Source organism: Tabrizicola sp. (genome assembly GCF_051645465.1).
GTDB lineage: Bacteria > Pseudomonadota > Alphaproteobacteria > Rhodobacterales > Rhodobacteraceae > Tabrizicola.
Map to the genome: position 1 here is coordinate 1 of NZ_JBOFBI010000061.1, position 22,210 is coordinate 22,210.

25 protein-coding genes are annotated in these 22,210 nt (G+C 64.9%); 10 read left to right on the top strand and 15 right to left on the bottom strand.

Annotated features, from left to right (window positions below; translation table 11 throughout):
- The first annotated feature begins 197 nt into the window (after positions 1 to 197).
- The 3 genes from rimO to ACRCSW_RS03515 all read left to right on the top strand — a co-directional run bounded on the left by rimO (position 198) and on the right by ACRCSW_RS03515 (position 2,922).
- Complete coding sequence (gene rimO / locus ACRCSW_RS03505; protein WP_438702631.1) at positions 198 to 1,577, top strand: 30S ribosomal protein S12 methylthiotransferase RimO; 1,380 nt, start codon at positions 198 to 200, stop codon at positions 1,575 to 1,577.
- A gap of 120 nt (positions 1,578 to 1,697) precedes the next feature.
- Positions 1,698 to 2,552 (top strand): hypothetical protein, encoded by an 855-nt coding sequence (locus ACRCSW_RS03510; RefSeq protein ID WP_438702632.1) that lies wholly within the window; start codon positions 1,698 to 1,700, stop codon positions 2,550 to 2,552.
- A 124-nt stretch (positions 2,553 to 2,676) separates the two neighbouring features.
- Complete coding sequence (locus tag ACRCSW_RS03515) at positions 2,677 to 2,922, top strand: CDGSH iron-sulfur domain-containing protein (protein WP_438702634.1); 246 nt, start codon at positions 2,677 to 2,679, stop codon at positions 2,920 to 2,922.
- Position 2,923: 1 nt separating this feature from the next.
- Here the strand turns inward: ACRCSW_RS03515 and ACRCSW_RS03520 are convergent, their stop codons facing one another.
- The 4 genes from ACRCSW_RS03520 to ACRCSW_RS03535 form a co-directional block, all read right to left on the bottom strand.
- Positions 2,924 to 3,286, bottom strand: coding sequence for a diacylglycerol kinase (locus ACRCSW_RS03520; RefSeq protein WP_438702636.1), 363 nt, complete (start codon positions 3,284 to 3,286; stop codon positions 2,924 to 2,926).
- 32 nt (positions 3,287 to 3,318) lie between these two features.
- Positions 3,319 to 3,702: a YigZ family protein gene (locus ACRCSW_RS03525; protein WP_438702637.1), complete on the bottom strand. Its 384-nt coding sequence runs from the start codon at positions 3,700 to 3,702 to the stop codon at positions 3,319 to 3,321.
- Positions 3,703 to 3,735: 33 nt separating this feature from the next.
- Positions 3,736 to 3,984, bottom strand: a complete 249-nt coding sequence (locus tag ACRCSW_RS03530) for a DUF6455 family protein (protein WP_438702639.1) — start codon at positions 3,982 to 3,984, stop codon at positions 3,736 to 3,738.
- A gap of 66 nt (positions 3,985 to 4,050) precedes the next feature.
- Positions 4,051 to 4,761 carry a M48 family metallopeptidase gene (locus ACRCSW_RS03535; protein ID WP_438702641.1) on the bottom strand — a complete coding sequence of 237 codons (711 nt, stop codon included), beginning with the start codon at positions 4,759 to 4,761 and terminating at the stop codon, positions 4,051 to 4,053.
- 127 nt (positions 4,762 to 4,888) lie between these two features.
- Here ACRCSW_RS03535 and ACRCSW_RS03540 point away from each other — a divergent pair, with 127 nt between their 5' ends.
- From ACRCSW_RS03540 to ACRCSW_RS03555, 4 genes are all read left to right on the top strand, one after another.
- Positions 4,889 to 5,131, top strand: coding sequence for a hypothetical protein (locus tag ACRCSW_RS03540; RefSeq protein WP_438702643.1), 243 nt, complete (start codon positions 4,889 to 4,891; stop codon positions 5,129 to 5,131).
- 239 nt (positions 5,132 to 5,370) lie between these two features.
- Positions 5,371 to 6,474: a class II histone deacetylase gene (locus tag ACRCSW_RS03545; RefSeq protein ID WP_438702644.1), complete on the top strand. Its 1,104-nt coding sequence runs from the start codon at positions 5,371 to 5,373 to the stop codon at positions 6,472 to 6,474.
- A gap of 103 nt (positions 6,475 to 6,577) precedes the next feature.
- On the top strand, positions 6,578 to 7,156 hold the full coding sequence (locus ACRCSW_RS03550) for a nitroreductase family protein (RefSeq protein ID WP_438702645.1): 579 nt from the start codon (positions 6,578 to 6,580) through the stop codon (positions 7,154 to 7,156).
- On the top strand, positions 7,153 to 7,848 hold the full coding sequence (locus tag ACRCSW_RS03555; RefSeq protein WP_438702647.1) for an EI24 domain-containing protein: 696 nt from the start codon (positions 7,153 to 7,155) through the stop codon (positions 7,846 to 7,848). Before ACRCSW_RS03550 ends, ACRCSW_RS03555 begins: the two co-directional genes overlap by 4 nt.
- Positions 7,849 to 7,917: 69 nt before the next feature.
- Here the strand turns inward: ACRCSW_RS03555 and ACRCSW_RS03560 are convergent, their stop codons facing one another.
- Together ACRCSW_RS03560 and mce are read right to left on the bottom strand one after the other, a co-directional pair.
- Positions 7,918 to 8,187 (bottom strand): DUF1467 family protein, encoded by a 270-nt coding sequence (locus ACRCSW_RS03560; protein ID WP_438702649.1) that lies wholly within the window; start codon positions 8,185 to 8,187, stop codon positions 7,918 to 7,920.
- Positions 8,184 to 8,588 (bottom strand): methylmalonyl-CoA epimerase, encoded by a 405-nt coding sequence (mce, locus tag ACRCSW_RS03565; protein ID WP_438702651.1) that lies wholly within the window; start codon positions 8,586 to 8,588, stop codon positions 8,184 to 8,186. The genes ACRCSW_RS03560 and mce overlap by 4 nt, the downstream gene beginning before the upstream one ends.
- A gap of 137 nt (positions 8,589 to 8,725) precedes the next feature.
- On the opposite strand from mce, the gene ACRCSW_RS03570 reads away from it, so the two are divergent.
- Positions 8,726 to 9,406: a response regulator gene (locus ACRCSW_RS03570; protein WP_438702653.1), complete on the top strand. Its 681-nt coding sequence runs from the start codon at positions 8,726 to 8,728 to the stop codon at positions 9,404 to 9,406.
- Between the two features lie 44 nt (positions 9,407 to 9,450).
- Here ACRCSW_RS03570 and ACRCSW_RS03575 read toward each other — a convergent pair whose 3' ends face one another.
- From ACRCSW_RS03575 to ACRCSW_RS03610, 8 genes are all read right to left on the bottom strand, one after another.
- The gene (locus ACRCSW_RS03575) at positions 9,451 to 10,170 is read right to left on the bottom strand and encodes a GNAT family N-acetyltransferase (RefSeq protein WP_438702655.1); all 720 of its coding nucleotides are present in this window, start codon (positions 10,168 to 10,170) and stop codon (positions 9,451 to 9,453) included.
- A 60-nt stretch (positions 10,171 to 10,230) separates the two neighbouring features.
- Positions 10,231 to 11,376 (bottom strand): DUF1501 domain-containing protein, encoded by a 1,146-nt coding sequence (locus ACRCSW_RS03580; RefSeq protein ID WP_438702657.1) that lies wholly within the window; start codon positions 11,374 to 11,376, stop codon positions 10,231 to 10,233.
- Between the two features lie 4 nt (positions 11,377 to 11,380).
- Entirely contained in the window at positions 11,381 to 12,703 is a 1,323-nt protein-coding gene (locus tag ACRCSW_RS03585; RefSeq protein WP_438702659.1) for a DUF1800 domain-containing protein, read from the bottom strand.
- 96 nt (positions 12,704 to 12,799) lie between these two features.
- Complete coding sequence (locus ACRCSW_RS03590; protein WP_438702672.1) at positions 12,800 to 13,267, bottom strand: DUF1993 family protein; 468 nt, start codon at positions 13,265 to 13,267, stop codon at positions 12,800 to 12,802.
- 37 nt (positions 13,268 to 13,304) lie between these two features.
- A complete protein-coding gene (locus ACRCSW_RS03595; RefSeq protein ID WP_438702660.1) occupies positions 13,305 to 13,781 on the bottom strand; it encodes a thioredoxin family protein in 477 nt (158 codons plus the stop codon).
- Positions 13,781 to 15,577 (bottom strand): aspartate--tRNA ligase, encoded by a 1,797-nt coding sequence (gene aspS, locus ACRCSW_RS03600; protein ID WP_438702662.1) that lies wholly within the window; start codon positions 15,575 to 15,577, stop codon positions 13,781 to 13,783. Before aspS ends, ACRCSW_RS03595 begins: the two co-directional genes overlap by 1 nt.
- A 111-nt stretch (positions 15,578 to 15,688) precedes the next feature.
- On the bottom strand, positions 15,689 to 16,336 hold the full coding sequence (locus ACRCSW_RS03605; RefSeq protein ID WP_438702664.1) for an aminotransferase class IV family protein: 648 nt from the start codon (positions 16,334 to 16,336) through the stop codon (positions 15,689 to 15,691).
- Positions 16,294 to 17,430, bottom strand: coding sequence for an aminodeoxychorismate synthase component I (locus ACRCSW_RS03610; protein WP_438702665.1), 1,137 nt, complete (start codon positions 17,428 to 17,430; stop codon positions 16,294 to 16,296). The genes ACRCSW_RS03605 and ACRCSW_RS03610 overlap by 43 nt, the downstream gene beginning before the upstream one ends.
- Positions 17,431 to 17,689: 259 nt before the next feature.
- Between ACRCSW_RS03610 and ACRCSW_RS03615 the strand changes: the two genes are divergently transcribed.
- Entirely contained in the window at positions 17,690 to 19,279 is a 1,590-nt protein-coding gene (locus tag ACRCSW_RS03615) for an amino acid permease (protein WP_438702667.1), read from the top strand.
- A gap of 55 nt (positions 19,280 to 19,334) precedes the next feature.
- On the opposite strand, the gene ACRCSW_RS03620 is transcribed toward ACRCSW_RS03615, so the two are convergent.
- Entirely contained in the window at positions 19,335 to 20,009 is a 675-nt protein-coding gene (locus ACRCSW_RS03620; protein WP_438702669.1) for a CPBP family intramembrane glutamic endopeptidase, read from the bottom strand.
- A 136-nt stretch (positions 20,010 to 20,145) separates the two neighbouring features.
- Here ACRCSW_RS03620 and carB point away from each other — a divergent pair.
- The coding region (gene carB, locus ACRCSW_RS03625; protein WP_438702670.1) for a carbamoyl-phosphate synthase large subunit at positions 20,146 to 22,210 on the top strand (2,065 nt) is incomplete at its 3' end.

Here is a 22,210-nt window from a genome sequence, read left to right on the forward strand (position 1 = left end):
GACCAGAACCGCGAGCGTCAGCCCAAGACGGACAATCCAACGCATGCTCTCCTCCGGAATTTTCTTGGTTTTGCCTGACTCTATGCCCCTCGAGCCTTGGTTGCCAAGTCAGGGAGGCCTGCCCCGCACCCGCACGGCATCAAATGGCCGAGAGGTCAGGCTTTCCAGAGCGTCACGGGGCCTGTATAGGGCGGCGCATGACCGAAAACCCGCCCCTCCTTCGCCCCGACCTTGCCCGCTCGGTGATCCCCGACCTCCGTCGCGAGGGCCAACCGACCATCGGGATGGTCTCGCTTGGCTGTCCGAAGGCGCTGGTCGATTCTGAACGCATCCTGACCCGGCTTCGCGCCGAGGGTTATGCGATCAGCCCGGACTACAAGGGCGCGGACGCGGTGATCGTGAACACCTGCGGCTTTCTGGATTCGGCCAAAGCCGAAAGCCTGGAAGCCATCGGCGAGGCGCTGCAGGAAAACGGCCGGGTTATCGTGACCGGATGCCTGGGGGCGGAACCCGAATACATCACCGGCGCCCATCCTAAGGTTCTGGCCGTGACAGGGCCGCAGCAGTACGAGGCGGTGCTGGATGCGGTACACGGCGCGGTGCCGCCGTCACCGGACCCGTTCATCGATTTGCTGCCGGCATCTGGCGTGAAGCTGACGCCCCGGCATTACAGCTACCTGAAGATCTCGGAGGGCTGCAATCACAAGTGCAAGTTCTGCATCATCCCCGACATGCGGGGTCGCCTGGTTTCCCGCCCCGCCCACGCCGTGCTGCGCGAGGCGGAGAAGCTGGTCGAGGCCGGGGTGAAGGAGCTTCTGGTGATCTCCCAGGACACCAGCGCCTACGGGGTGGACCGCAAACACGACCTCTCGCCCTGGAAAGGGGCCGAGGTCCGCGCCCACATCACCGATCTTGCGCGCGAGATGGGCAAGCTTGGCGCCTGGGTCCGGCTTCACTACGTCTACCCCTACCCGCATGTCCGCGAGCTGATCCCGCTGATGGCCGAGGGGCTTGTGCTCCCGTACCTCGACATCCCCTTCCAGCATGCCCATCCCGACGTGCTGAAACGCATGGCGCGCCCGGCGGCGGCGGCAAAGACCCTGGACGAAATCGCCGCCTGGCGCGCGGTCTGCCCTGACCTCACGCTCCGCTCGACCTTCATCGTGGGCTATCCAGGCGAGACGGAGGCCGAGTTCCAGACACTGCTCGACTGGCTGGATGAGGCGCAACTGGATCGGGTCGGCTGCTTTCAGTACGAGAACGTCGCGGGCGCCAGATCGAACGCTTTGCCCGACCACGTGGCGCCCGAGGTGAAGCAGGACCGCTGGGATCGCTTTATGGAAAAGGCGCAGGCTATTTCCGAAGCAAAACTGGCTGCAAAAGTTGGAAAAGTGCTAGAGGCGATCGTCGACGAGATCGACGAAGACGGCGCCACGTGCCGCACCAAGGCGGACGCGCCAGAGATCGACGGGAACCTTTTCATCGATGAGGGTTTCGAAGACCTGATCCCCGGCGACATCGTCCAGGTCGTGGTGGATGAGGCCGGAGAATACGATCTTTGGGGGCGTTTGGCCTGAAGACGGCAAACGGCGGCGGACGGAAAGAACTCAAGATCAAGTCGCCTATTCCCACCTGTCGTCTTTGGCAGAAACGGCCTAAACGATGCTCTTGCAACATCATTTCGCGGGGCGACACAAATGACCGGGAAACGCTCACTTCTGCAAGCGGCGCTGGTCGCGATGATGCTGTCGGCGCCGGTCGCACAAGCCGAGATAATGGACACTTTGGAGCGGATGCGGGAGGTAGCCTTGACCCTCCCCGGAGTCGCGTCGGCCGAGATCGATACCTCAGAACGGGTGCTGAAGGTCGTAATGCAAGATGGTGTCGAGTCTACCTTCTCTCCAGACAACCTCGATCGTACGCTGGCCACTATTGACAATGCGGCAGCGCAGGACGCGGCTATCGCCGAATTCATGACGCAGACGACCACCAGCCTGGACCAGTTCGGAACGCTGAACGCGTCTGTGTTACCCCAGGTGAGGCCGGTGGTCACGACTACGGACTACGCAACTTCGCCAGACGGGGCGGCGCTTGGGATGTGGAACGTCGAGATAGCTCCCGGACTGTCGGAATATCTGGTCATCGATTCGCCGACATCGGTCAGCTACGTCACCCTAGACATGATCGCGGAAAGCGGGCTTGAGATCGAGGCGATCAGAGAGCAGGCGCGGGAAAACCTGCGAAAACTGGTCGAAAGTGCCGAGGCCTACACATTCCCCGACGAACCCAGGCTGGCCGGGCTCATACTGGACGGATTCTACGAATGCAGCGTCATGCTGTTGCCGGAAGTCTGGACCAGACTGGCTGAGGGTCATGAAGGCGTTATCGCGAGTTGCCCCGCCCGTGGCGAACTGATGTTCGTTGCGGCAGAGCACACGGACGTTCGGGCAGCGATGCTGTCTTACAATCAGGAGGCCGTCGCCACGCGGCCCTATCCGGTGTCGGCAGAGCTCTATCTCTGGACGGGTTCCGCCTGGCAGTTGTTGCCCTGACGCCTACCTGAACTGGGCCATCAGCGTGGTCGTACCGATCGGGACGCACCAGACGAGCGCCACTATTGATTAACAATCACATCGCGATAGCTTTGATCTCAATGCACGTTCGGGAGCCAGCGCCATGCCAGCCGACACCCCCATTGTCGCCCAGAAAGAGCCCTACCCCATCGAGGTCGAGGCCGGGAAATCCTATTTCTGGTGCGCTTGCGGCAGGTCCTCGAAGCAGCCCTTCTGCGATGGCAGCCACAAGGAGACCAGCTTCACCCCGGTCAAGTACACCGCCGAAGTGTCGAAAACCGTCTGGTTCTGCGGCTGCAAGGCCTCGGCCAAGGCGCCGCTTTGCGACGGCACGCACAAAACCCTCTGACCTACCCCACCAGAACCACCACCCACGCCACCCCTGCGGCCAGGGCGGCGAGGGCCACGCAGGCAGAGCCGCAGTCCTTGGCCTTCTTGGCCCGGGGATGCGGTTCGGGGGAAATGTGGTCGACAACCTCTTCGATCGCGGTGTTGATCAGCTCGGCGGCCAGGACCAGAAGGCCGAGTGCCAAGATCAGCGCACGCTCGCCGGGGGTGAGGTCCAGGGCAAAGACCAGGGCCGCTGACAGCGCATTTGCCAGCGTCCATTGCCGCAGCGTCTTTTCCGTGGCCCACGCGGCACGGAAGCCGTCCCAGGACCAGATCACCGTATTGCCGAGCCGCCGTGCCTCGGCCTGCAGCGTTTCGCGCATGGCACCCCTCCCCTCTTCCCCCGGCGGAAAGCCTAGCTGCGGGCCGCGGTGCCGTCGAGGGGTGCGCGGAGCGCCTGAAGGGCGGCGCGGGTGCAGGTGACGATGTGGGCGAAGCGGTCGCCGCCAAGGTGGACGCCGCCGTACCAGCGGGTGACGACGATGATACGGTCGATGACCCCCTCGCGTTCCAGCATCTTCAGGATCACGGCACCCGCCCCGGCCTCGCCATCGTCGTTCTTCAGCGGTCCGCCGTTGGCCAGGACCGCTGCCCAGCTGTGATGCGTCGCCTTCGCGAACTTGCGGCGGGAGCGGAGTTTGGCGAGGAGAAGGTCGATCTCGGCCTTGCTGGTCACGTCACCAACTGACGCCGCATAGCGCGAGCCGCGGTCGCGGACGATGTCTTCCAGAACGATCATGCACCGAAGCCTAAGCCATCAAGGGCCAGAGGCCTAGCTCAGCGCCTCGATCCCCGGCTTGTTCGGGCAGAACTCCGGCATGGCCTTCGCAGGACCTGACTTCATCAGCCAGGTCTCACACACCTCACCCCGACCGCAGGCCGCACATCGCACGACCAAATCCTCCAGCTCGTCACGCTGCAGCCAGCCGTCGACCACGGCGCGCGGCAGATTGACGCCCGAAATCCGGGCCATCCCGCGGGTCAGCCACCAGGCTTTCGGTGCTTCAGGATACCCGATCATCGTCGTCACCTCCCGGCCATCTGCAGCTATGCTGCCCCGCCGCCGGGTGATCCGCCTTGACCCAGATCAAGCGCCCGTCAGCCGCCGGACCGTTGCGGCAACTACCGCCTTGCGCTGCGTATTGGGCGGGTGGCTGCCCAGGAACTTGTCGCCGGGATCGGGCAGCCGGTCGAAGAACCCCGTGCCCCGGATCGGATCGAAGCCCGCAACCAGCGCGATCTCGGCCCCCAGAGCATCGGCTTCCAGCTCGAACTCCTTGGAATAGCTGCGGGCAGCGACCTCGGCGCCCAGGTTCTGCGCGGCGCGCACCTCTTCGGGGGAAAGCCCGCTCGCCTGGGCCAGGACCCCCGCCAGAAGCGCGCCGGACAGGGCCTGATCCTGCCGCTTCGGGATGTGGCCCGCGATGTGGTGCGCCGCCTCGTGGCCCAGAACGAACGCCAGCTCATCAGCGTTCCGCGCATCGGCGATAAGCGCCAGCGTGAACCCGATCACTGGGCGGTTGGATCTGTCCACCGTCTGGAAGGCGTTCGGCGGCTGACCGGGCCGGTCGTCAACGACGATGCGGAAGTCGCAGTTCCGCACAGTGCCCCGCTTGCGGCAGTAGCTTTCCGCCACCGGTTCGACCCGGGCAACGACGCTCAGGAAGTTTTCGGCCGCGGCCTGCGCAGGTTGGACAGCGGCGATTGCGATCGATGGCGGGGCGTCCGGTGGCGCAGGATAGCTGGTAACGCAGCCGCCAAGCGCAAGTGTCAGAGCAGCGATGAGGGGAAGGCGCATCGGATACCTCAAAAGGGCTTTGGCGGAAGGTAGCAAATCGCCGGGGAAGGGAAAGGGCGCCTCACGGACCTGTCATGCCCAACGACGGGCCGTTGCCGGTGCCAGCAAGGCGCGCTAACGTGGGTCCATGTTTACAATCGAGCACGAATTCGACGCCACCGTCATCACCCTGGTCGATGAGGGCGGCGATCTGCCCTTGCAGGAAGACGTCGTGATCAACGCTTTCGAAGACTGCGTGACGGTCGATCAGGTCGATCCGCAGACCGACGAGGTGATGCGGATCACGCTCTCCATGACCCAGATTCGCGATCTCGCGGCCGCCCTGAACCTGCCGGAGGGAAGCTACCGGATCGAAAAGGCGAAGGGTTAGTCCGGCGAGGACGGGTTGCCCCGCGCGAGCGCGTGAGGTGGCCCTTGGCGATACCGACGGCTTTTGCGGCCGCGGTCGAGCAACACGGGATGCTGAAGCGCTTGACGTTGGGGTGGGGCAAATCTTTTCGAAAAGATTTGCAAAATCCTTCGAAGGATTTTGGCGCTGAATGCCCGTCGGTTATCTGTGGCCATGTTCCCGGGTGCTGCTTAGTCTCGGTCTGAGGGAGACCCAGAACCATGACAACCGCATTCTACTTCGACGAACGTTGCTTCTGGCATGGCGGCGGGAACTACGCCTTCACCCTGCCGACCGGCGGCCTTGTGCAGCCCATCCCCGGCGGCTTGCCGGAGAACCCCGAGACCAAACGACGGCTGAAGAACCTGATCGAGGTGACCGGGCTTTCCCGCCACCTCTCGATGCAGGGCGCCGAGGCCGCAACCGATGCGGAGCTTCGGCGGGTGCATCCGGAAAGCTACCTTGCCGCCTTCAAGGCGATGTCGGATGCAGGCGGGGGCGAGCTTGGCCTGCGTGCCCCGTTCGGCAAGGGCGGCTACGAGATTGCGGCGCTTTCGGCGGGGCTTGCGACCGCAGGGCTACGCGCGGTCCTGCGCGATGAGGTGCAGAACGCCTACGCCCTTTCGCGCCCGCCGGGCCACCATTGCACAGCGGATTATCCGAACGGCTTCTGCCTGCTGAACAACATCGCAGTGGCGATCCGGGCAGCGCAGGCCGACAACCTTATGCGGCGGGTAGCTATCGTCGACTGGGATGTCCACCACGGCAACGGAACCGAGGCGATCTTCTGGGAAGACCCGGAGGTCCTGACGATCAGCCTGCATCAAGACAGGAACTACCCGCTGGACACCGGCGGGGTGGAGGCCGTGGGCGCGGGTGCGGGGCGCGGTTTCAACATTAACCTGCCCCTGCCGCCCGGCGCCGGCCACAACGGCTATCTCCGCGCGATGGAGCGGGTGGTCCTGCCCGCACTCGACCGCTTCCAGCCGGAGGTCATCATCGTCGCCTGCGGGTTTGATGCGGCAGCGGTTGATCCCTTGGGGCGGATGCTCTGTACAGCCGAGACCTTCCGTACGCTGACCCGAATGGCGATGGAGGCGGCAGAGCGGCTCTGCGATGGGCGGCTCTTGCTGGTGCATGAGGGCGGCTATTCCGAGGTCTACGTCCCCTTCTGCGGCCATGCGGTGCTGGAAGAGCTTTCCGGAGCGCCCGTCAGCGCGCCGGACCCACTCGCGGCCACGCTGGAGAAACGCCAGCCGGACGCGCGGTTCGATGCCTTCGTCACGGCATGGATCGACGACGCAGCGCAGGCGCTGGGTCTTTAGCCCGGCCTTCCAGGCCTACCAAAGCCGCCCACCGGACCGGCCCTCCTCTGGCATCCCGCACCTCGCCCCGCTAGCCTGTCGCCGACCAGACAAAGGACCCTTCATGCCCGCCCGCAACGACGCTGCCCTCGATTTCCTGAAGTCCCGCCGCTCGCGCCCGGCGAAGCTCTTCTCCTTTCCCATTCCGACACGGGACCAGTTGACCGAGATCCTGTCGGCCGCAACCCGCGTGCCCGACCATGGCAAGCTGGAACCCTGGCGTCTTATCGTCGTCCAGGGTGCGGCCTTCACTCGGTTGGCCAATCTTGCCGAGGCGCGGGGGCGTGAGCTCGGCGGCGATGCCGAGATGCTGGGCAAAGGGCGGGGCCAGTACGATCTCGGCAAGCTTGCCGTTGTGGTGATCGCTTCGCCGAAGCCTTCGCCGAAGATCCCAGCCGTCGAACAGCTGATGTCCGCCGCAGCACTTTGCTTCGGGATCGTCAACGCCGCCGAGGCCGCAGGCTGGGGCGCCTGCTGGCTGACCGGCTGGCCAGCGCATGACGCGACCTTTGCCGCCCGTGCCTTCGGGTGCGAGGGCGGCGAGACGGTAGCGGGCATCATCCACATCGGCACTCCGCCCGAGGACGGCCCAGACCGTGCCCGCCCCGAACTCGGGCGCCTCGTCACCTGGGTCGATGCATGATCTTCGCGGCCTTCCTGCGGGCCATAGGCCAGCTCGGCGACCGCCGCTTCCGCCGCGTCGTGTTCCTCGGCGTCCTTCTGGCGCTGGCGCTCCTCGTGGCAGTTTACGTGCTCTTCCTGCAACTGATCTGGTGGCTGTCGCCGGACACGATCGAGCTGCCGGTCATCGGCCCCGTCACAGGGATGGACACGCTTCTGGGCTGGGCCTCGCTTTTCTTCATGATCGGGCTCTCGGTCTTCCTGATGGTGCCGGTGGCGTCGGCCTTCGCCGGGCTCTTCCTCGAAGATGTGGCTGACGCGGTCGAGGACCGCCACTACCCCGGGCTTCCGCCCGCGACACCGCTGTCCTTTGCCGAAGGTCTGCGCCAGTTGGTCAACTTCTTGGGGATAGTAATCGCGGTCAACCTGGGCGCGCTTTTCCTTTATCCCTTCGTCGGCCCCGGCATTCCGCTGGTCTTCTGGGCGATGAACGGGTTTCTGCTGGGGCGAGAGTACTTCTCGACCGTGGCCCTTCGCCGCCTGCCTCTGACCGAGGTCAAGGCGATGCGGCGGCGGAACCGCTGGACACTCTGGGCCGCGGGGACCTTGATGGCCGCCCCCCTGTCGATCCCGATCCTGAACCTGGTGATCCCGGTCCTCGGCGTCGCGACCTTCACGCATCTTTTCCACCAGATGGCGGTAGAGGGACGGTAGGGCCGGGGGCCAAGTTTCTTAAGTAAGAAACTTGTCAAATTCCTTACTTAAGGAATTTGGCACGACGCCTTACGGCGTCATCCGGCCAAACCAGTCCAGGTCTTCCATGGTGATCCAGCCCGAAAGGATCACCGCGCAGATCACGATCCAAAGCGGGGTGGCGATCAGCGTCGTGATCCATACCTTCCTCCGCATCACCTCTTCCGCCGGTGCGCCGGGCGGGGTGCCGGGTTCGACATGGTTGGTCTCGTCCTGCGACACGGTCCGGATCGGCAGCACACAGAAAAGCGTCATGAACCAGGTCACGGCATAGACGACAATGGCGGCGGTGATCGTCATGCCTGTTCCAGCTCTACCAGACAGCCGTTGAAATCCTTGGGGTGCAGGAACAGCACCGGCTTCCCATGTGCCCCGATCTTCGGCTCGCCCGACCCCAGCACCCGCGCGCCCGACGCCTTCAGGTGGTCGCGCGCGGCCAGGATATCGTCGACCTCATAACAGATGTGGTGAATTCCGCCCGAAGGGTTCTTCTCCAGAAAGCCCGCGATGGGGGAGTTCTCGCCCAACGGGTAAAGGAGTTCGATCTTCGTGTTCGGAAGCTCGATGAAGACGACCGTCACCCCGTGGTCCGGTTCCGGCTGCGGCGCCCCGACCTTCGCGCCAAGCGTGTTCCGGTACTGGTCAGCCGCGGCCTCAAGGTCGGGCACGGCGATGGCGACATGGTTCAGGCGTCCGATCATGGCATCCTCGCGAAGCTCTTGCCGCGGCTTATGGGGGCGTCGGGCCGCGCACGCAAGCGGCCTGAGGGTCGCAGGGGCGTTAACCACGGATTTACTGGATCCGGGGAGACTTGGCGGGTCATGATTTGAGGTCCGCCATGCCCTTCCCGCCCGATCCGCACATGCCGCAGCGCGCACCGCTTACCTCGGGCCGCTTGCCGTTGCAGGGCCTCACCATCCTGATCGTCGACGACAGCCGCTTCACCTGCGATGCGCTGCGGCTGATCCTGCAGCGGGCGGGGGCACGGCTCAGGCGGGCGGAAAGCCTTGAAATCGCGCGGCTGCATCTGGGCTGCTACCGGCCGGACCTCGCCATCGTCGATCTTGGCCTGCCCGATGGCCGCGGGGAGGACCTGATCGCCGAGCTTTCGTCGCAAGGCTTTCCGGTTCTGGGCCTTTCGGGCGATCCTTCGGGGCGCGGCCCGGCGCTTGATGCGGGGGCGGCCGGGTTCATCGACAAACCCATCGGCTCGGTCGCCGCCTTTGTCCGCCTGATTCGCCAGCTCGTCGCCGGGGCCGGGGCCGAGGAAAACGGCGAGGACCCGCCTGCCCCGATGGGCGATCCCCTGGCGCTTCGCGATGACCTTGCCCGCGCGGCGGCCCTGATTGCGGGGCGCGGGGACGCGGGCTATGCCAAGGCCTTCCTGCAAAGCCTCGCCCGCGCCTCCGGGGATGCGGTGCTCGAGGCGGCGGTCCACCAGGCGACGACGGGCTTTGACAGGGCGAAGCTTGCGATCATGGTCGAGGAACGGTTGAACGCTTTGCAGACCATGGCCTGACTGCAGGGGCCGACATAGCGGGCAGTCTCCAGGCAGAGCCAGGCCTATTCCGGCTGCAGCGCCGGGTCCGCCGCCGCCCGCACCAGCCGGGTCAGGTCGGAAAGCCGCTCGCGTTGCCGGCCCTTGGCATCGAAGTTCGCGGGCGAAAGCCAGACGGCAAAGGCCTCGGCCAGTGCCGACCATTCGCTGTCGATCACCGAAAACCATGCGGAATCGCGGTTGCGGCCCTTGATCACCATGTGGTTGCGAAAGACACCTTCAAAGCTGAACCCCAGCCTTTGCGCCGCCCGGCGCGAGCCCAGGTTCAGCGCATTGCACTTCCACTCGTAGCGCCGGTAACCCGCGCGGAACGCCCAATCCATCATCAGGAACATGGCCTCGGTCATCGCGGCCCCCCGCTGCATCACCGGCGCAATGCAGATATGGCCGACCTCGATCGATCCGGCGTCCGGCGCGATACGCAGATAGCTTGCGATGCCGCCAACCTGCCCCGTGGTCCGGTCGCGAAGGACGTAGAAGCGCGGGTCCTCACCACCCTCGCGCTCGCGTGCCCAGCGGTGATAGGCCGAGGCCGAGGCGAAGGGGCCATAGGGCATGTAGTCCCAAAGCGCATCATGGCCGGTGAAAGCAGCGTGCAGATCGAAGGCATGACGATCTGCCTCCAGCGGTTCCAGCCGCACGAACCGCCCTTCCATCGCTGTCTGGTCTGGCCGCGGCGGCGGTGACCAACCCTTAACTTCGGCCCCGAGTGCCCTGCCCGTCATGACCAACCCTCCCGCACGTCCCGCGGTCAGAATGCCCCGGAGGGCGGCAGGCACGCAAGGTCAGAGGATCAGCCCTTTTGGCGCCTCCATGCGCAGGCCGGGGAAGATCTGGCCTTCAAGCGTGGCCTGGTCGATCCCGTAAAGCGCCATCATCGCCTGCGCCGCCCAGTCGCGGACGTCCGAGGTCGGCATCAGGTCGCGGCGGTCGTAAAGGTCAGCCTCGCCCAGGCCAGGCCACCTGCCATGCACCTTGCCACCCCGAACCGCGCCGCCCGCGACCAGCATCGCCCCGCCCGTGCCGTGGTCAGTCCCACCCGAGCCATTCTGGCGCACCGTGCGACCGAACTCGGTCATCGCCATGACCACGGTCTTGCCCCAGATCTCGGGCCCAAGCCCCTCACGCAAACGCACAACCGCGCTTTGCAGCTGACCGAGCGGCCTGCGGATCGCCCGCTCCTGCCCCTTGTGGGTGTCCCAGCCGCCCAGCGAAAAGGCCGCGATCCGCGCCGGGCCGTGCAGCCGTTCCACAACGAAATCGGCAATCATGTCGACATCCTGCCCCTCGGCCTCCTCCATCCCCGCAAGGTCGAAGGCCGAGGCCGAGGCGGCGTGGAAAGTCGCGTCGTCTTCGTAGACATGCTCCAGCAGCGCCCGCGCGGGGGCTGACAGCGCCAGGTCCTGATCCGGCGCCCAAGATTGCGTCGCTGCGGGGCCAGCTAGGATCGGCATCGCCTCTCGCCCCACCGCCCAGGCCGTTTCCGACCCGGCCCCCGGCATCACCGACAACAGCCGGTTCAGCCAGCCGTCGCGCTGTTCCGCGCTGACGAGATCGGTACCGGTCCCCGCCTCCAGAAGATCCTGCCCATCAAAGTGGCTGCGCTTGTCGCGATATGGGGTCGAGGTCGCGTGGACAAACCCCAGCTCCCCCGACTGCCAGAGCGGCATAAGGTCCGACAGGCCCTCATGCAGCGCAAAGAAACCGTCGAGATCGGCGCTTGGGGCCAGCACACCGGGCCTCGCGGCCATAAGGCCCGCATCACCAAGCGGTTGAACCACGTCCAGGCCATCCATCGCCCCGCGCAGGATGATCACGACCAGCCGGTTCTCGCCCGGTGTCGCGGCCAGCGTAAGCGTCGTCAGCCAGGGATGCGCCGCTGCCGAGCAGCCCAGCACTCCAAGCCCCTTCAGGAAAAACCGCCGTTCCATCGCGTTACCTCCGGTTGAACTCTGGCGAGGAGAGGACCAGCCCCACCCCGTCACGCGCCGATTCTGCTGCCCCCACCGCCCAGGTCAGACGCTCTCCCGCCCGCGCGCCCAAGGCGGTCTGCAGGAAAGCGCGGGGGTCTGGCAGGGGCCGCACCAGACGCTCGGGCGCGCCCATCGCCCACTCGATCCGGGCAGCCAGGCCCTGCGGCGTGATCCAGTCGGCCTCAGCCTCGGGCCAGCCATCCGGTCCCTGCGCCTGCTGGAAAGGCTGGCCCATGGCTTTCAACGGGTCGAGGACCATCCGCCTCAAGACGCGCGGTTCGGCGTCCAGGATCTGCGCCGGCTGCACCCCCAAAGCGCGGAAGGCGGCCACCACGAAGTCGAACGGCTGCCGCGCCTTGCCCGCCCCCGCGCCCTGCGCGCCGGGGTGGAAGACAAGCGCCTCGCTCACCGCCAGAAGGTCGCCGCCCGTGTCGCGGAACACGCCTTCCAGCGCCCCGACCAGCGCATCGTCCGGAGCATCAGCCACGAAATGTACCGCCAGCTTCCGCGCGATATGCCGGGCGGTTTCCGGCCTTGCGGCCAGATCATCCAGCGCTTGCAGCACGGGCGTCATCCCCTCGCCGCGATAGGTTACACCCAGAACCGTCTCCGGCCCCGGCTCTGCCCGACGGGCATCGAACGCAAAGCCTTCCGGCGTGACCGCCAACCCGGTCAAAAGCTCGGCCAGTTCCCGGACATCCGCCTGCGAATAGCCCGCACCGACCCCAAGCGTGTGAAGCTCCAGAAGCTCACGCGCAAGGTTTTCGTTCAGCCCCTTCTTTTGCCGCTTCCCCTTGCGCGAGCCGGGGCCGAACGACGCCTCCTGGTTCAGATAGATCAGCATGGCAGGATGGGTGGTGACCGCCTTCAGCATCTCGGCAAAGCGGCCCCCGACATAGGGGCGGATCGCCTCGTCGACCAGCACCCCCGGCAGCGGAGCTTCCAGCAGGTTGCGGGCCGCGACGGTGAAATGATCCGCCCAGAAGGCGACCAGCCGTTCGCGGAAAACATCGCCTGACCCGACCGCGCGGGCCAGGGTGGCCTTCAGCCCGCGCATGGCGAGCCCGGTCGCGGCGCGCCTTGCGGCCTTCACGCCGCCTTCATCCTTGGCCTTCCGCGCTTCGCGATAGGCCTTCATGACTGGCGCGACCTCGGCCAGGTTGACCCCAGGCCAGTCGACCGCCGCCCGATCCGGCCCGGCCAGTCCGTCGATCAGGGCCTTTGGGTCGGAAAGTATGGCAGGCAGGCCATAGCCGAACCGGATTGCGATGCCTTCGGCGTCCATTGCGCGCCTCCCTCTCGCTGGTCTTCGCAAGAGATACGATGCGACAGCGGCGCTCCGTCGGCGGGGTTCTGCTTCTCGGCGACTTTCCGCAACGCGCTAGATACTGAAACCTTCGGGATAGGAATGGAACCCGTCGAAGTCCGCCTTGCCAAGCTGACCACCCGCTGCGCGAAGGGCCGCGTAGCCCATGGTCAGGTGGAAGAAGAAATTCGGCAGGCCGTAGAGAAACAGGAAGTCCGTCCCCGTCTGCTCGATCTGCGCAAAGCCCGCCTCGTGCCGGATGATGCGCGCCTCAGCCCCCTCGAACTCGGCGGGCGTCATCGCCCCAAGCATTGCACGCGCGACAGCAAGCCTTGGACCAAGGGCTGAAGGCAGGTTCGGCACTTCACGCCCCGCCAAGGGACATGCGATCCGCAATGCGAAACCTGCCGCCATCGCGAATTGCTGGCCTGCAGGCAGACTGTCAGCAATCCTGGCCTCCAGTGCCTCGGTTCCCACCCTCTCGGCAATCTCGGCCATGCGGGCGAGGTAACGTCGGAAGACCGGGACCGAGGCCTGATACATCACCCCAGTCGTCCTGTGTAGGATGCGGCGACGGGCATCATTGCATGATCCCTGGCTGGGCAACAACCCAGTCCAGATAGGCGGCCAGCACATCCGGAGCGGGATCGAGGAAATAGCGGAACTGGCCTTCGGCATAGGGCGCAAGCTGTTGTTGCAGCATCCCCGACGGGGTGAAGATCATCGTCCGCGGAATATAGTCGCCATCAGGCGCGATTGTGCTGGCGATCGCCATTTCGCGATCGATGTCAAGGATCACGAAGACAAATCGATCGGCGTATGCTGTCACCCGAGGGTCAAGAAAGGCCTTCTGGTAGGCCTGGCATTGGGGGCACCAATCGGCCTTCACCAGAACAAAGATCGGCTTTCCAGCCGCCTTGGCCCTCTCGAACCCCTCCTCGTAGGGATACCAGTCAAAGGCCTGATCATTGAACTCGGTCGTGTGGGGCTCGGCCCAGACGGTCGAAGCGATCAGGCTCAACAGAAGACCGGCAATGAAGCCGACAAGCTTCTTCATCACGCCTCCTTCGGCAGGACGCGCAGCCGAAGCTCGCGGAGTTGCTCGTTTGCGGGTTCGCTTGGCGCGCCCATCAGCAGGTCCTCGGCGCGCTGGTTCATCGGGAACATGATGACCTCGCGGATGTTCTGCGTATCGGCCAAGAGCATCACCAGCCGGTCGATCCCCGCCGCGCAGCCACCATGCGGAGGCGCGCCATACTTGAACGCCTTGACCATCCCGCCAAACCGCTTGTCGACTTCCGAGTTCGGATAGCCCGCCAGCTCAAACGCCTTGTACATGATCTCCGGCTTGTGGTTCCGGATACCGCCCGAGATAAGCTCATAGCCGTTGCAGGCCAGGTCGTACTGGTAGGCATAGACCTGCAGCGGATCGCCCGACAGCGCCTCAAGCCCCCCCTGCGGCATCGAGAACGGGTTGTGGCTGAAGTCGATCTTCCCCTCATCCGTCTTCTCGTACATCGGGAAGTCGACGACCCAGGCAAAGCGGAAGCAGTCCTTCTCGGTCAGCTCCAGCTCCTCCCCGATCACATTCCGTGCCCGGCCCGCGATGGCCTCGAAGGCCTCCGGCTTCCCGCCAAGGAAGAAGGCGGCGTCGCCCTTCTCCAGCCCCAGCTGCACCCGGATCGCCTCGGTCCGCTCCGGCCCGATGTTCTTGGCCAGGGGCCCAGCGGCCTCCATGCCCGAGCCGTCCTCGGCCTCCCGCCAGAAGATGTACCCCATCCCCGGCAGCCCCTGCGCTTGGGCAAAGGCATTCATCCGGTCGCAGAACTTGCGGCCCACGGGTTCGCCCGAAGGCCCCTTTGGCGCCGGAATGGCGCGGACCTCATTGCCCTCCTGCTCCAGCAGCTTCGCAAAGATCGCGAAGCCGGAACCCCGGAAATGCTCCGAGACCTCCTGCATCACGATCGGGTTCCGCAGGTCCGGCTTGTCCGACCCGTACCACTTCAGGGCATCGCGATACGCAATCCGCGGCCAGTCGGCATAGACCTTCCGGCCCTTGCCAAACTCCTCAAACAACCCCTGCAGCACCGGCTGCACAGCGGCGAAGACGTCATCCTGAGTGACAAACGACATCTCGACGTCAAGCTGATAGAAGTCGGTAGGCGAGCGGTCCGCGCGCGGGTCTTCATCGCGGAAACAGGGGGCGATCTGAAAATAGCGGTCGAAGCCCGCGACCTGGATCAGCTGCTTGAACTGCTGCGGCGCCTGCGGCAGCGCGTAGAACTTGCCCGGATGCAGACGCGACGGCACCAGAAAGTCCCGCGCGCCCTCCGGCGAAGACGCCGTAATGATCGGGGTCTGGAACTCGGTAAACCCCTGGTCCCACATCTTCATCCGCAGCCACCGCACGACGTTCGACCGCAGCATCATGTTCTGATGCATCGTGTCGCGGCGAAGGTCGAGGAAACGGTACGTCAGCCGCGTCTCCTCGGGGTACTCGGTGTCGCCAAAAACCGGCAGCGGCAGCTCTTCGGACGCACCAAGTACCTCAACCTCCGTCACATAGACCTCGATCTCACCCGTCGGAATCTTGGCGTTCACCAGCGAGGCGTCCCGCGCCTTCACCCGCCCGTCGATGCGGATCACCCATTCCGCCCGCACCTTTTCCAGCGCAGCAAACGCAGGCGAGTCACTGTCGGCCAGCAGCTGCGTGATCCCGTAGTGGTCCCGCAGGTCGATGAACAGAACGCCGCCATGGTCGCGCACCCGGTGGACCCAGCCGGAAAGCCGGACAGGCTGCCCGACATGGTCCTTCATCAGACCGGCACAGGTGTGGCTGCGATAGGCGTGCATTCTCATTCCCCTTCCGAGGGCATCAACATCATCGCGCCGATACACTCTGCCGGGCAGCCCAAGTCAAGCCCGAGCCCTTTCATCTTTGTCCAAATATCCCCGCCGGAGGCTTCAGGTGGCGGGGCCAGGAGCCTCCGGCGGGGATATTTGGACAAAGATGAAAGCCGCAGGGATAAGGCCTCTCAGCGCATTGCCGACCCAAAGCCGCACCTTCGGCAGGTCTTCGGCCAGAAGTACCTCCTCCGGGCAACCGAGTTCAGCGCGCAGCACCCCAGGCAGAAGACCCGAGGCGAGCGGCGGCGTGCGCATCCCCTGCCCCCGGTCGAAGAAGACCGTAGTGATGGTCCCGTCGCAAACCTCGCCGCGCTCGTTCTGGAAGACCAGCTCATCGAGCCCCTCGGGCAAGGCGGCGCGAGCCGTATCATACCCCCCGCGCCGGGTGGACTTGACCTGCAGCCAGGGATCGCCCGAGACCAGCCGCTCCGACGCCAACCCCAGCCGCCATTCCGCATTTGCGGGCGGCAGGGGTGAGACCTGCCACTCCACCCCGCCCTCGCGGTCCAAAGTCATCCGCAGCCGTGCCGGGTGGTCCGGGCCAAGGGGCGCCACCCTGGGGCAGCCCCACCCCAGCAAGGAAGCACTCCGTCGCAGCCGCGCCTCATGCAAGGCCCAGCGCGGCGCGCATGTTCCGTCCCAGAGCATCGTCTCGATCAGCCTCAGCCCCGGCTGACCGCCGCCTTCACGAAGCGCGCTTTCCACAGCGCCTCCTCCCATTCGCCATCCACAGTCGAGCCATGCGTCAGCCCGCCGCCCACGTTCATCACGATGTCCTGTCCGGTCACCGCCAAGGTCCGGATCGCGACCGAGAAGTCCGCCTCGCCCTCCGGCGACATCCACCCTATCGCCCCGCAATAGACGCCGCGCGGGGCAGCTTCCACCTCACGGATGATCTCCATCGCGCGGATCTTCGGGGCACCGGTGACTGACCCGCACGGGAACAGCGCCGCCATCAGACCCGGCAGGCTCGGCGGTCCCTCCAGCACCCCTTCGACCGTCGAGGTCATTTGATGCACCGTGGAATAGCTCTCGATCGCGTAAAGCGCAGGCACCCTCACCGTCCCCACCTTCGCCAGCCGCGAGATGTCGTTGCGCAGAAGGTCCACGATCATCAGGTTCTCGGCCCGGTCCTTCTCGGCCCCCTGAAGCTCGGCAATGATCGCGGCATCTTCCACGGCATCCCTGCCCCTGGGCCGCGTCCCCTTCATCGGGCGGGTGACGATCCTGCCCCCCTCGACCTTGAAGAACAGCTCGGGCGAGCGCGACACCACCACGGGCCCGACGCCCAGGTCGACATAAGCACCGTGCCCCACCGCCCCGGTCCGCCGGAACGCGCCATAAAGGCCCAGGGGCGTACCCGAGACCAGCCGCGCGGCCATCGGGAAAGTCAGGTTGACCTGATAACAGTCGCCCGCCGCGATGTAGTCAAAGACGTTCCGCGCCGCCGTCCCGTAAGCCCTGCGGCCGACAAGCGGCAAAGGCGCCGTCATCCAGGTCGACCGCCCCTCCTCGGCCGCACGCTGAAGAAGCGGGCTTGCCTCCTCGGGGCCCGTATAGACGCCCAGGGCCACCAGCGGACCGGGGCGGCGGCGGGGCATCAGGTGTGCGAGCTTCGGCTCAAGCGCAAAGCCCGCCTCATAGGCGACATAGCCCGCGATCCAGGCCCCCGCCGCCCGCGCTGCCTCGGCCCTCTCCAGCGCCAGGGCGACATCGCCCGGCCGCTCGGCCAGGATAACACCCCGCGCGCGGTCGAAGAGAGCCGGTCTTCCCCCAGGTCCGTGTTCGAGCAGGATCACCGCCTGGGCCCCCCTGTCGCCCTCAACTCCGGGATAGGCCGAACGCGACTTTGCTGCCAGCCGTTTCCGGCGCCTCCTTGCGGCTGAAAACGACGCACACACGCAAATATCCTGATCGGGCAGTCAGAGAACGCATTCAAAGCTTGCCTGATGATCAAATTCGCGCTTCCCTATTGCCAGTACCGACCCACCACATGCTGTGGGTCGTGCTTAACGAATAACAAAAAAACGTCCAACACCGGTACGAAGGGAACACTCCATGGCTTCCGATGACTACACAGACAAGGACAAGCATGAGGACCTGAAGGTCCTGCATGGCATGGGCTATGCCCAGGAGCTGTCGCGCTCCATGTCCAAATTCTCGAACTTCGCGATCTCGTTCTCGATCATCTGCATCCTCTCGGGCGGCATCAACTCGTTCGCCCAGGCGATCTCGTCCGTAGGCGGTGCAGGGGCTGGCATCGGCTGGATCGTGGGCTGCCTTCTCTCGGGCATGTTCGCCCTTGCCATGGCGCAAGTCGCCTCGGCCTTCCCGACCGCGGGCGGGCTTTATCACTGGGCCTCGATCCTGGGGAACCGGTTCTGGGGCTGGCTTACCGCCTGGCTGAACCTTCTGGGCCTGATCACCGTCCTTGGGGCGATCAACATCGGTACGGCCTACTTCTTCCAGGGCGCGTTCGGCTCGATGTTCGGCACCACTGGCGCCGATGGGGCGATCACGCCCTTCCCGTCATCAGACTGGGAGATCGTCGGCTTCGTTGCCGTGATCACCGTCATTCAGGCGATTTTCAACCATATCGGGATCAAGGCCACGACCTTCCTGACTGATATCTCGGGCTACATCATCTTCTTGGTCACCGCCGTCCTGGTCGTGGCTTGCTTGATGTATGCGCCTGCAATCGACATCTCGCGGCTCTGGACCTTCACCAACTTCTCTGGTCCCGCAGGCGGCGGGATCTTCCCGGAATCCCAAAGCATGGGATATCTGTTCCTGCTTTGCCTGCTCCTGCCAGTCTACACGATCACTGGCTACGATGCCTCCGCCCATACGTCGGAGGAAACCAAGAACGCCGCAATGTCGGTCCCAAAAGGCATCGTGAGTGCTGTCTTCTGGTCCTCGCTGGTGGGTTGGATCATGATCTGCGCGATCATGCTGGCCGTTCCGGATCTGGCAGTCGGCGCGTCTCAGGGCGGTATGGTGTTCTTCAGGACGATGGAAACCATCCTGCCAAACTGGCTGATGCTCTTCATCTTTGTTGGCATCTTCATTGCCCAACTCCTCTGTGGTCTCGCCACGGTCACCTCGGCCAGCCGGATGCTCTTCGCCTTTTCGCGTGATGACGGGATGCCAATCGGGTCGAAGGCTCTGGCCTCGGTCTCCCCGAAGTACCGTACCCCGGTGAATGCGATCTGGACGGTGACGGTGCTCTGCATCCTGTACGTCCTGCTGGCAATGTCGATCAAGGTTGCCGAGACCTCGATCTACTTCATTGTGGTGAACTCGACCCTCATCTTCCTGTTCCTGTCCTTCACCGTTCCGTTGGTGGCGGCGATGTTCGCCTATGGCGGGCCGAAATGGCCGCAGCCCGGCCCGTGGGCACTGTCGGCAGGGCTCTACAAGCTGGTCACCGTCCTTGCGGTCGTCGGCATGGCAGTGATCCTCTTCATCGCCGTCGCCCCCCCGAATGAGCGGGTGCTCTACGTCGTCCTGGGCTTCATCGCGCTTGCGCTGATCCTCTGGGTCGCGGTCGAGAACCGCCGCTTCGAGGGCCCGCCGACGGGTGAGCGCATTGCCGCCCGCAAGTCGGTGATTGCTGCTGCGGAAGCTGCCGTGGGCGAGAAGGCCTGATCACCATAGACAGCGACTTGAAAGGCCGGGGGTAACCTCGGCCTTTTTCGTTTGCTCAGAACGGCCTCACCGCATTCCCGGCATAGAAGTAAACGCCCAGCCCAACGGTAAACAGGATCCAGCCCGCAACCGAGTGGAGCAAGACGGCCAACGGAAAGCTCCGGCGCGCCTCATAGGCCCAGGCAAAGACCAGCCCGCCGACAAACGTCATCGCCAGAACGATCCAGTTCCAGAACATCAGATGCGCCAGGGAAAAGACGGCCGCGTTCAGCACAATGGCGGCCGCACCCGAGGGCAAAAGTGCCGCGTAGCGCCGAAAGAACAGCGGGCGAAAGACGGCCTCCTGCGGTAGGGCCGACAGGATCGGATAGAGCGCCAGCGTCAGCAGCCAAAGACCCGGCCGTTCCTGCGGCAGGCTGAAGGCCGCGTCCGGCCGCGTAAGCAAGATCACCGCCAAAGACCCCGCCAACACCACCAGCGCAAAACCGGCCACAACGCCCCAGCTGATACGTTCCATTCCCGCCAGCAAGTCCCGCCAGGCGAAGGACGGCGTCTTGTGCAACAGAAAGACCCCCAGAACGCTGACCCCGGCAAGCACGAAAAGCACAGGAAACATTGCACCTGGCGGCAATATGACGGCAAGCCCAAGCGGAATTAGGATGTACAGCCCCAGAAACTCGACCCAAAGCAGAAAACTCCCATTCCCACGGCCATTGATCGTCGACTGCATCCGCCAGAATCTCCCTGCTTCCTAGCCCTACATAGTCACCTTCCGTGAACTTCCCACCGCCCGCCGGTCCGCCCTTGCGCCCCAGCGCTGCATGGCTATAACGCCCGAAGTTTTGCGCACACTTTGGGGGCCGGACATGCCGAAGCGGACAGACATCCATTCGATCATGATCATCGGCGCAGGTCCCATCGTCATCGGCCAGGCCTGCGAGTTCGACTACTCCGGCGCCCAGGCCTGCAAGGCTTTGCGGGAAGAGGGCTACCGGGTGATCCTGGTGAACTCCAACCCCGCCACGATCATGACTGACCCAGGGTTGGCCGACGCCACCTATATCGAGCCGATCACCCCCGAAGTCGTCGCCAAGATCATCGAAAAGGAACGCCCCGACGCGATCCTGCCCACCATGGGCGGCCAGACCGGCCTTAACACCGCCTTGGCGCTGGCCGACATGGGCGTGTTGGAAAAGTACAAGGTCGAGCTCATTGGGGCCAAGCGAGAAGCCATCGAAATGGCAGAAGATCGCAAGTTGTTCCGCGAGGCGATGGACCGCATCGGCCTCGAAAACCCCAAAGCCACGATCATCGCCGCCCCGAAACTCGCCAACGGCAAATACGACATCGCCGCTGGCCTGGCCGAGGCCGTTGCGGCAATCGAATACGTCGGCCTCCCCGCCATCATCCGCCCCGCCTTCACCTTGGGCGGCACCGGCGGCGGCGTCGCCTACAACCGCGACGACTATGAGGCCATCGTGAAGTCCGGGCTGGAGGCGTCGCCCGTAGCCCAGGTCCTCGTCGACGAATCCCTCCTCGGCTGGAAGGAGTTTGAGATGGAGGTCGTCCGCGACACCGCCGACAACGCCATCATCGTCTGCTCCATCGAAAACGTCGACCCGATGGGCGTCCACACCGGCGACAGCATCACCGTCGCGCCCGCCCTGACGCTAACCGACAAGGAATACCAGATCATGCGCAACGGCAGCATCGCCGTCCTGCGCGAGATCGGCGTCGAAACCGGCGGCTCCAACGTCCAGTGGGCGATCAACCCCGTCGACGGCCGCATGGTGGTGATCGAAATGAACCCCCGCGTCTCCCGCTCCTCCGCGCTCGCCTCCAAAGCCACCGGCTTCCCCATCGCCAAGATCGCCGCCAAACTCGCCGTCGGCTATACCCTGGACGAGCTCGACAACGACATCACCAAGGTCACGCCGGCCTCGTTCGAACCCTCCATCGACTACGTCGTCACCAAAATCCCCCGCTTCGCCTTCGAGAAATTCCCCGGCTCCGAGCCTAACCTCACCACCGCGATGAAATCCGTCGGCGAGGCGATGGCCATTGGCCGCACCATCCACGAGAGCCTCCAGAAAGCCCTCTCCTCCCTCGAAACCGGCCTTACCGGCTTCGACGAAATCGCCATCCCCGGCGTTCCCAGCGATCCATCCGTCACCATGGCAAGGAAGGAACCGCAACCGAAGACCCTCAGCATAGAGGAAATTCTTACTCGGCCACACATAGGGGACGCAGAACTTCAGGACGGGATTGAACGACTGAAGCGTGCCAAAGCACGGGAAGAACTCCAGCGCGCCAATCCAAGCGCGCGCGTCGAAGGCAAGCTATCGCCGTCTCCCGAAACCAAAGCCGCCGTCATCAAAGCCCTCGGCCAAGCCACCCCCGACCGCCTCCGTGTGATCGCCGAAGCCATGCGCCACGGCCTGACCGACGACGAGATCAACCAGATCACCGCCTTCGACCCCTGGTTCCTCGCCCGCATCCGCGAGATCATCGACACCGAGGCAACCATCCGCCACGACGGCCTCCCCCTCGACGCCACAGGCCTCCGCAAACTGAAAATGATGGGCTTCACCGACGCCCGCCTCGCCAAACTCACCGGCCGCGACGAAGCCCAGGTCCGCAGGGCCCGCAAGAACCTCGGCGTCCATGCCGTCTTCAAACGCATCGACACCTGCGCGGCGGAGTTCGAGGCGCAGACCCCCTACATGTACTCCACCTACGAAACCCCCGCGATGGGTGACGTCGAATGCGAGGCCCGGCCCTCCAACGCCAAGAAAGTCGTCATCCTCGGCGGCGGCCCCAACCGCATCGGCCAGGGGATCGAGTTCGACTACTGCTGCGTCCACGCCTGCTACGCCCTCACCGCCGCGGGCTATGAGACCATCATGGTCAACTGCAACCCCGAGACCGTCT

Bases quoted from the DNA above. Each gene is read 5' to 3' on its own strand.
- rimO (WP_438702631.1), top strand. From the start codon at position 198: ATGACCGAAAACCCGCCCCTCCTTCGCCCCGACCTTGCCCGCTCGGTG.
- ACRCSW_RS03510 (WP_438702632.1), top strand. From the start codon at position 1,698: ATGACCGGGAAACGCTCACTTCTGCAAGCGGCGCTGGTCGCGATGATG.
- ACRCSW_RS03515 (WP_438702634.1), top strand. From the start codon at position 2,677: ATGCCAGCCGACACCCCCATTGTCGCCCAGAAAGAGCCCTACCCCATC.
- ACRCSW_RS03520 (WP_438702636.1), bottom strand. From the start codon at position 3,286: ATGCGCGAAACGCTGCAGGCCGAGGCACGGCGGCTCGGCAATACGGTG.
- ACRCSW_RS03525 (WP_438702637.1), bottom strand. From the start codon at position 3,702: ATGATCGTTCTGGAAGACATCGTCCGCGACCGCGGCTCGCGCTATGCG.
- ACRCSW_RS03530 (WP_438702639.1), bottom strand. From the start codon at position 3,984: ATGATCGGGTATCCTGAAGCACCGAAAGCCTGGTGGCTGACCCGCGGG.
- ACRCSW_RS03535 (WP_438702641.1), bottom strand. From the start codon at position 4,761: ATGCGCCTTCCCCTCATCGCTGCTCTGACACTTGCGCTTGGCGGCTGC.
- ACRCSW_RS03540 (WP_438702643.1), top strand. From the start codon at position 4,889: ATGTTTACAATCGAGCACGAATTCGACGCCACCGTCATCACCCTGGTC.
- ACRCSW_RS03545 (WP_438702644.1), top strand. From the start codon at position 5,371: ATGACAACCGCATTCTACTTCGACGAACGTTGCTTCTGGCATGGCGGC.
- ACRCSW_RS03550 (WP_438702645.1), top strand. From the start codon at position 6,578: ATGCCCGCCCGCAACGACGCTGCCCTCGATTTCCTGAAGTCCCGCCGC.
- ACRCSW_RS03555 (WP_438702647.1), top strand. From the start codon at position 7,153: ATGATCTTCGCGGCCTTCCTGCGGGCCATAGGCCAGCTCGGCGACCGC.
- ACRCSW_RS03560 (WP_438702649.1), bottom strand. From the start codon at position 8,187: ATGACGATCACCGCCGCCATTGTCGTCTATGCCGTGACCTGGTTCATG.
- mce (WP_438702651.1), bottom strand. From the start codon at position 8,588: ATGATCGGACGCCTGAACCATGTCGCCATCGCCGTGCCCGACCTTGAG.
- ACRCSW_RS03570 (WP_438702653.1), top strand. From the start codon at position 8,726: ATGCCCTTCCCGCCCGATCCGCACATGCCGCAGCGCGCACCGCTTACC.
- ACRCSW_RS03575 (WP_438702655.1), bottom strand. From the start codon at position 10,170: ATGACGGGCAGGGCACTCGGGGCCGAAGTTAAGGGTTGGTCACCGCCG.
- ACRCSW_RS03580 (WP_438702657.1), bottom strand. From the start codon at position 11,376: ATGGAACGGCGGTTTTTCCTGAAGGGGCTTGGAGTGCTGGGCTGCTCG.
- ACRCSW_RS03585 (WP_438702659.1), bottom strand. From the start codon at position 12,703: ATGGACGCCGAAGGCATCGCAATCCGGTTCGGCTATGGCCTGCCTGCC.
- ACRCSW_RS03590 (WP_438702672.1), bottom strand. From the start codon at position 13,267: ATGTATCAGGCCTCGGTCCCGGTCTTCCGACGTTACCTCGCCCGCATG.
- ACRCSW_RS03595 (WP_438702660.1), bottom strand. From the start codon at position 13,781: ATGAAGAAGCTTGTCGGCTTCATTGCCGGTCTTCTGTTGAGCCTGATC.
- aspS (WP_438702662.1), bottom strand. From the start codon at position 15,577: ATGCACGCCTATCGCAGCCACACCTGTGCCGGTCTGATGAAGGACCAT.
- ACRCSW_RS03615 (WP_438702667.1), top strand. From the start codon at position 17,690: ATGGCTTCCGATGACTACACAGACAAGGACAAGCATGAGGACCTGAAG.
- ACRCSW_RS03620 (WP_438702669.1), bottom strand. From the start codon at position 20,009: ATGCAGTCGACGATCAATGGCCGTGGGAATGGGAGTTTTCTGCTTTGG.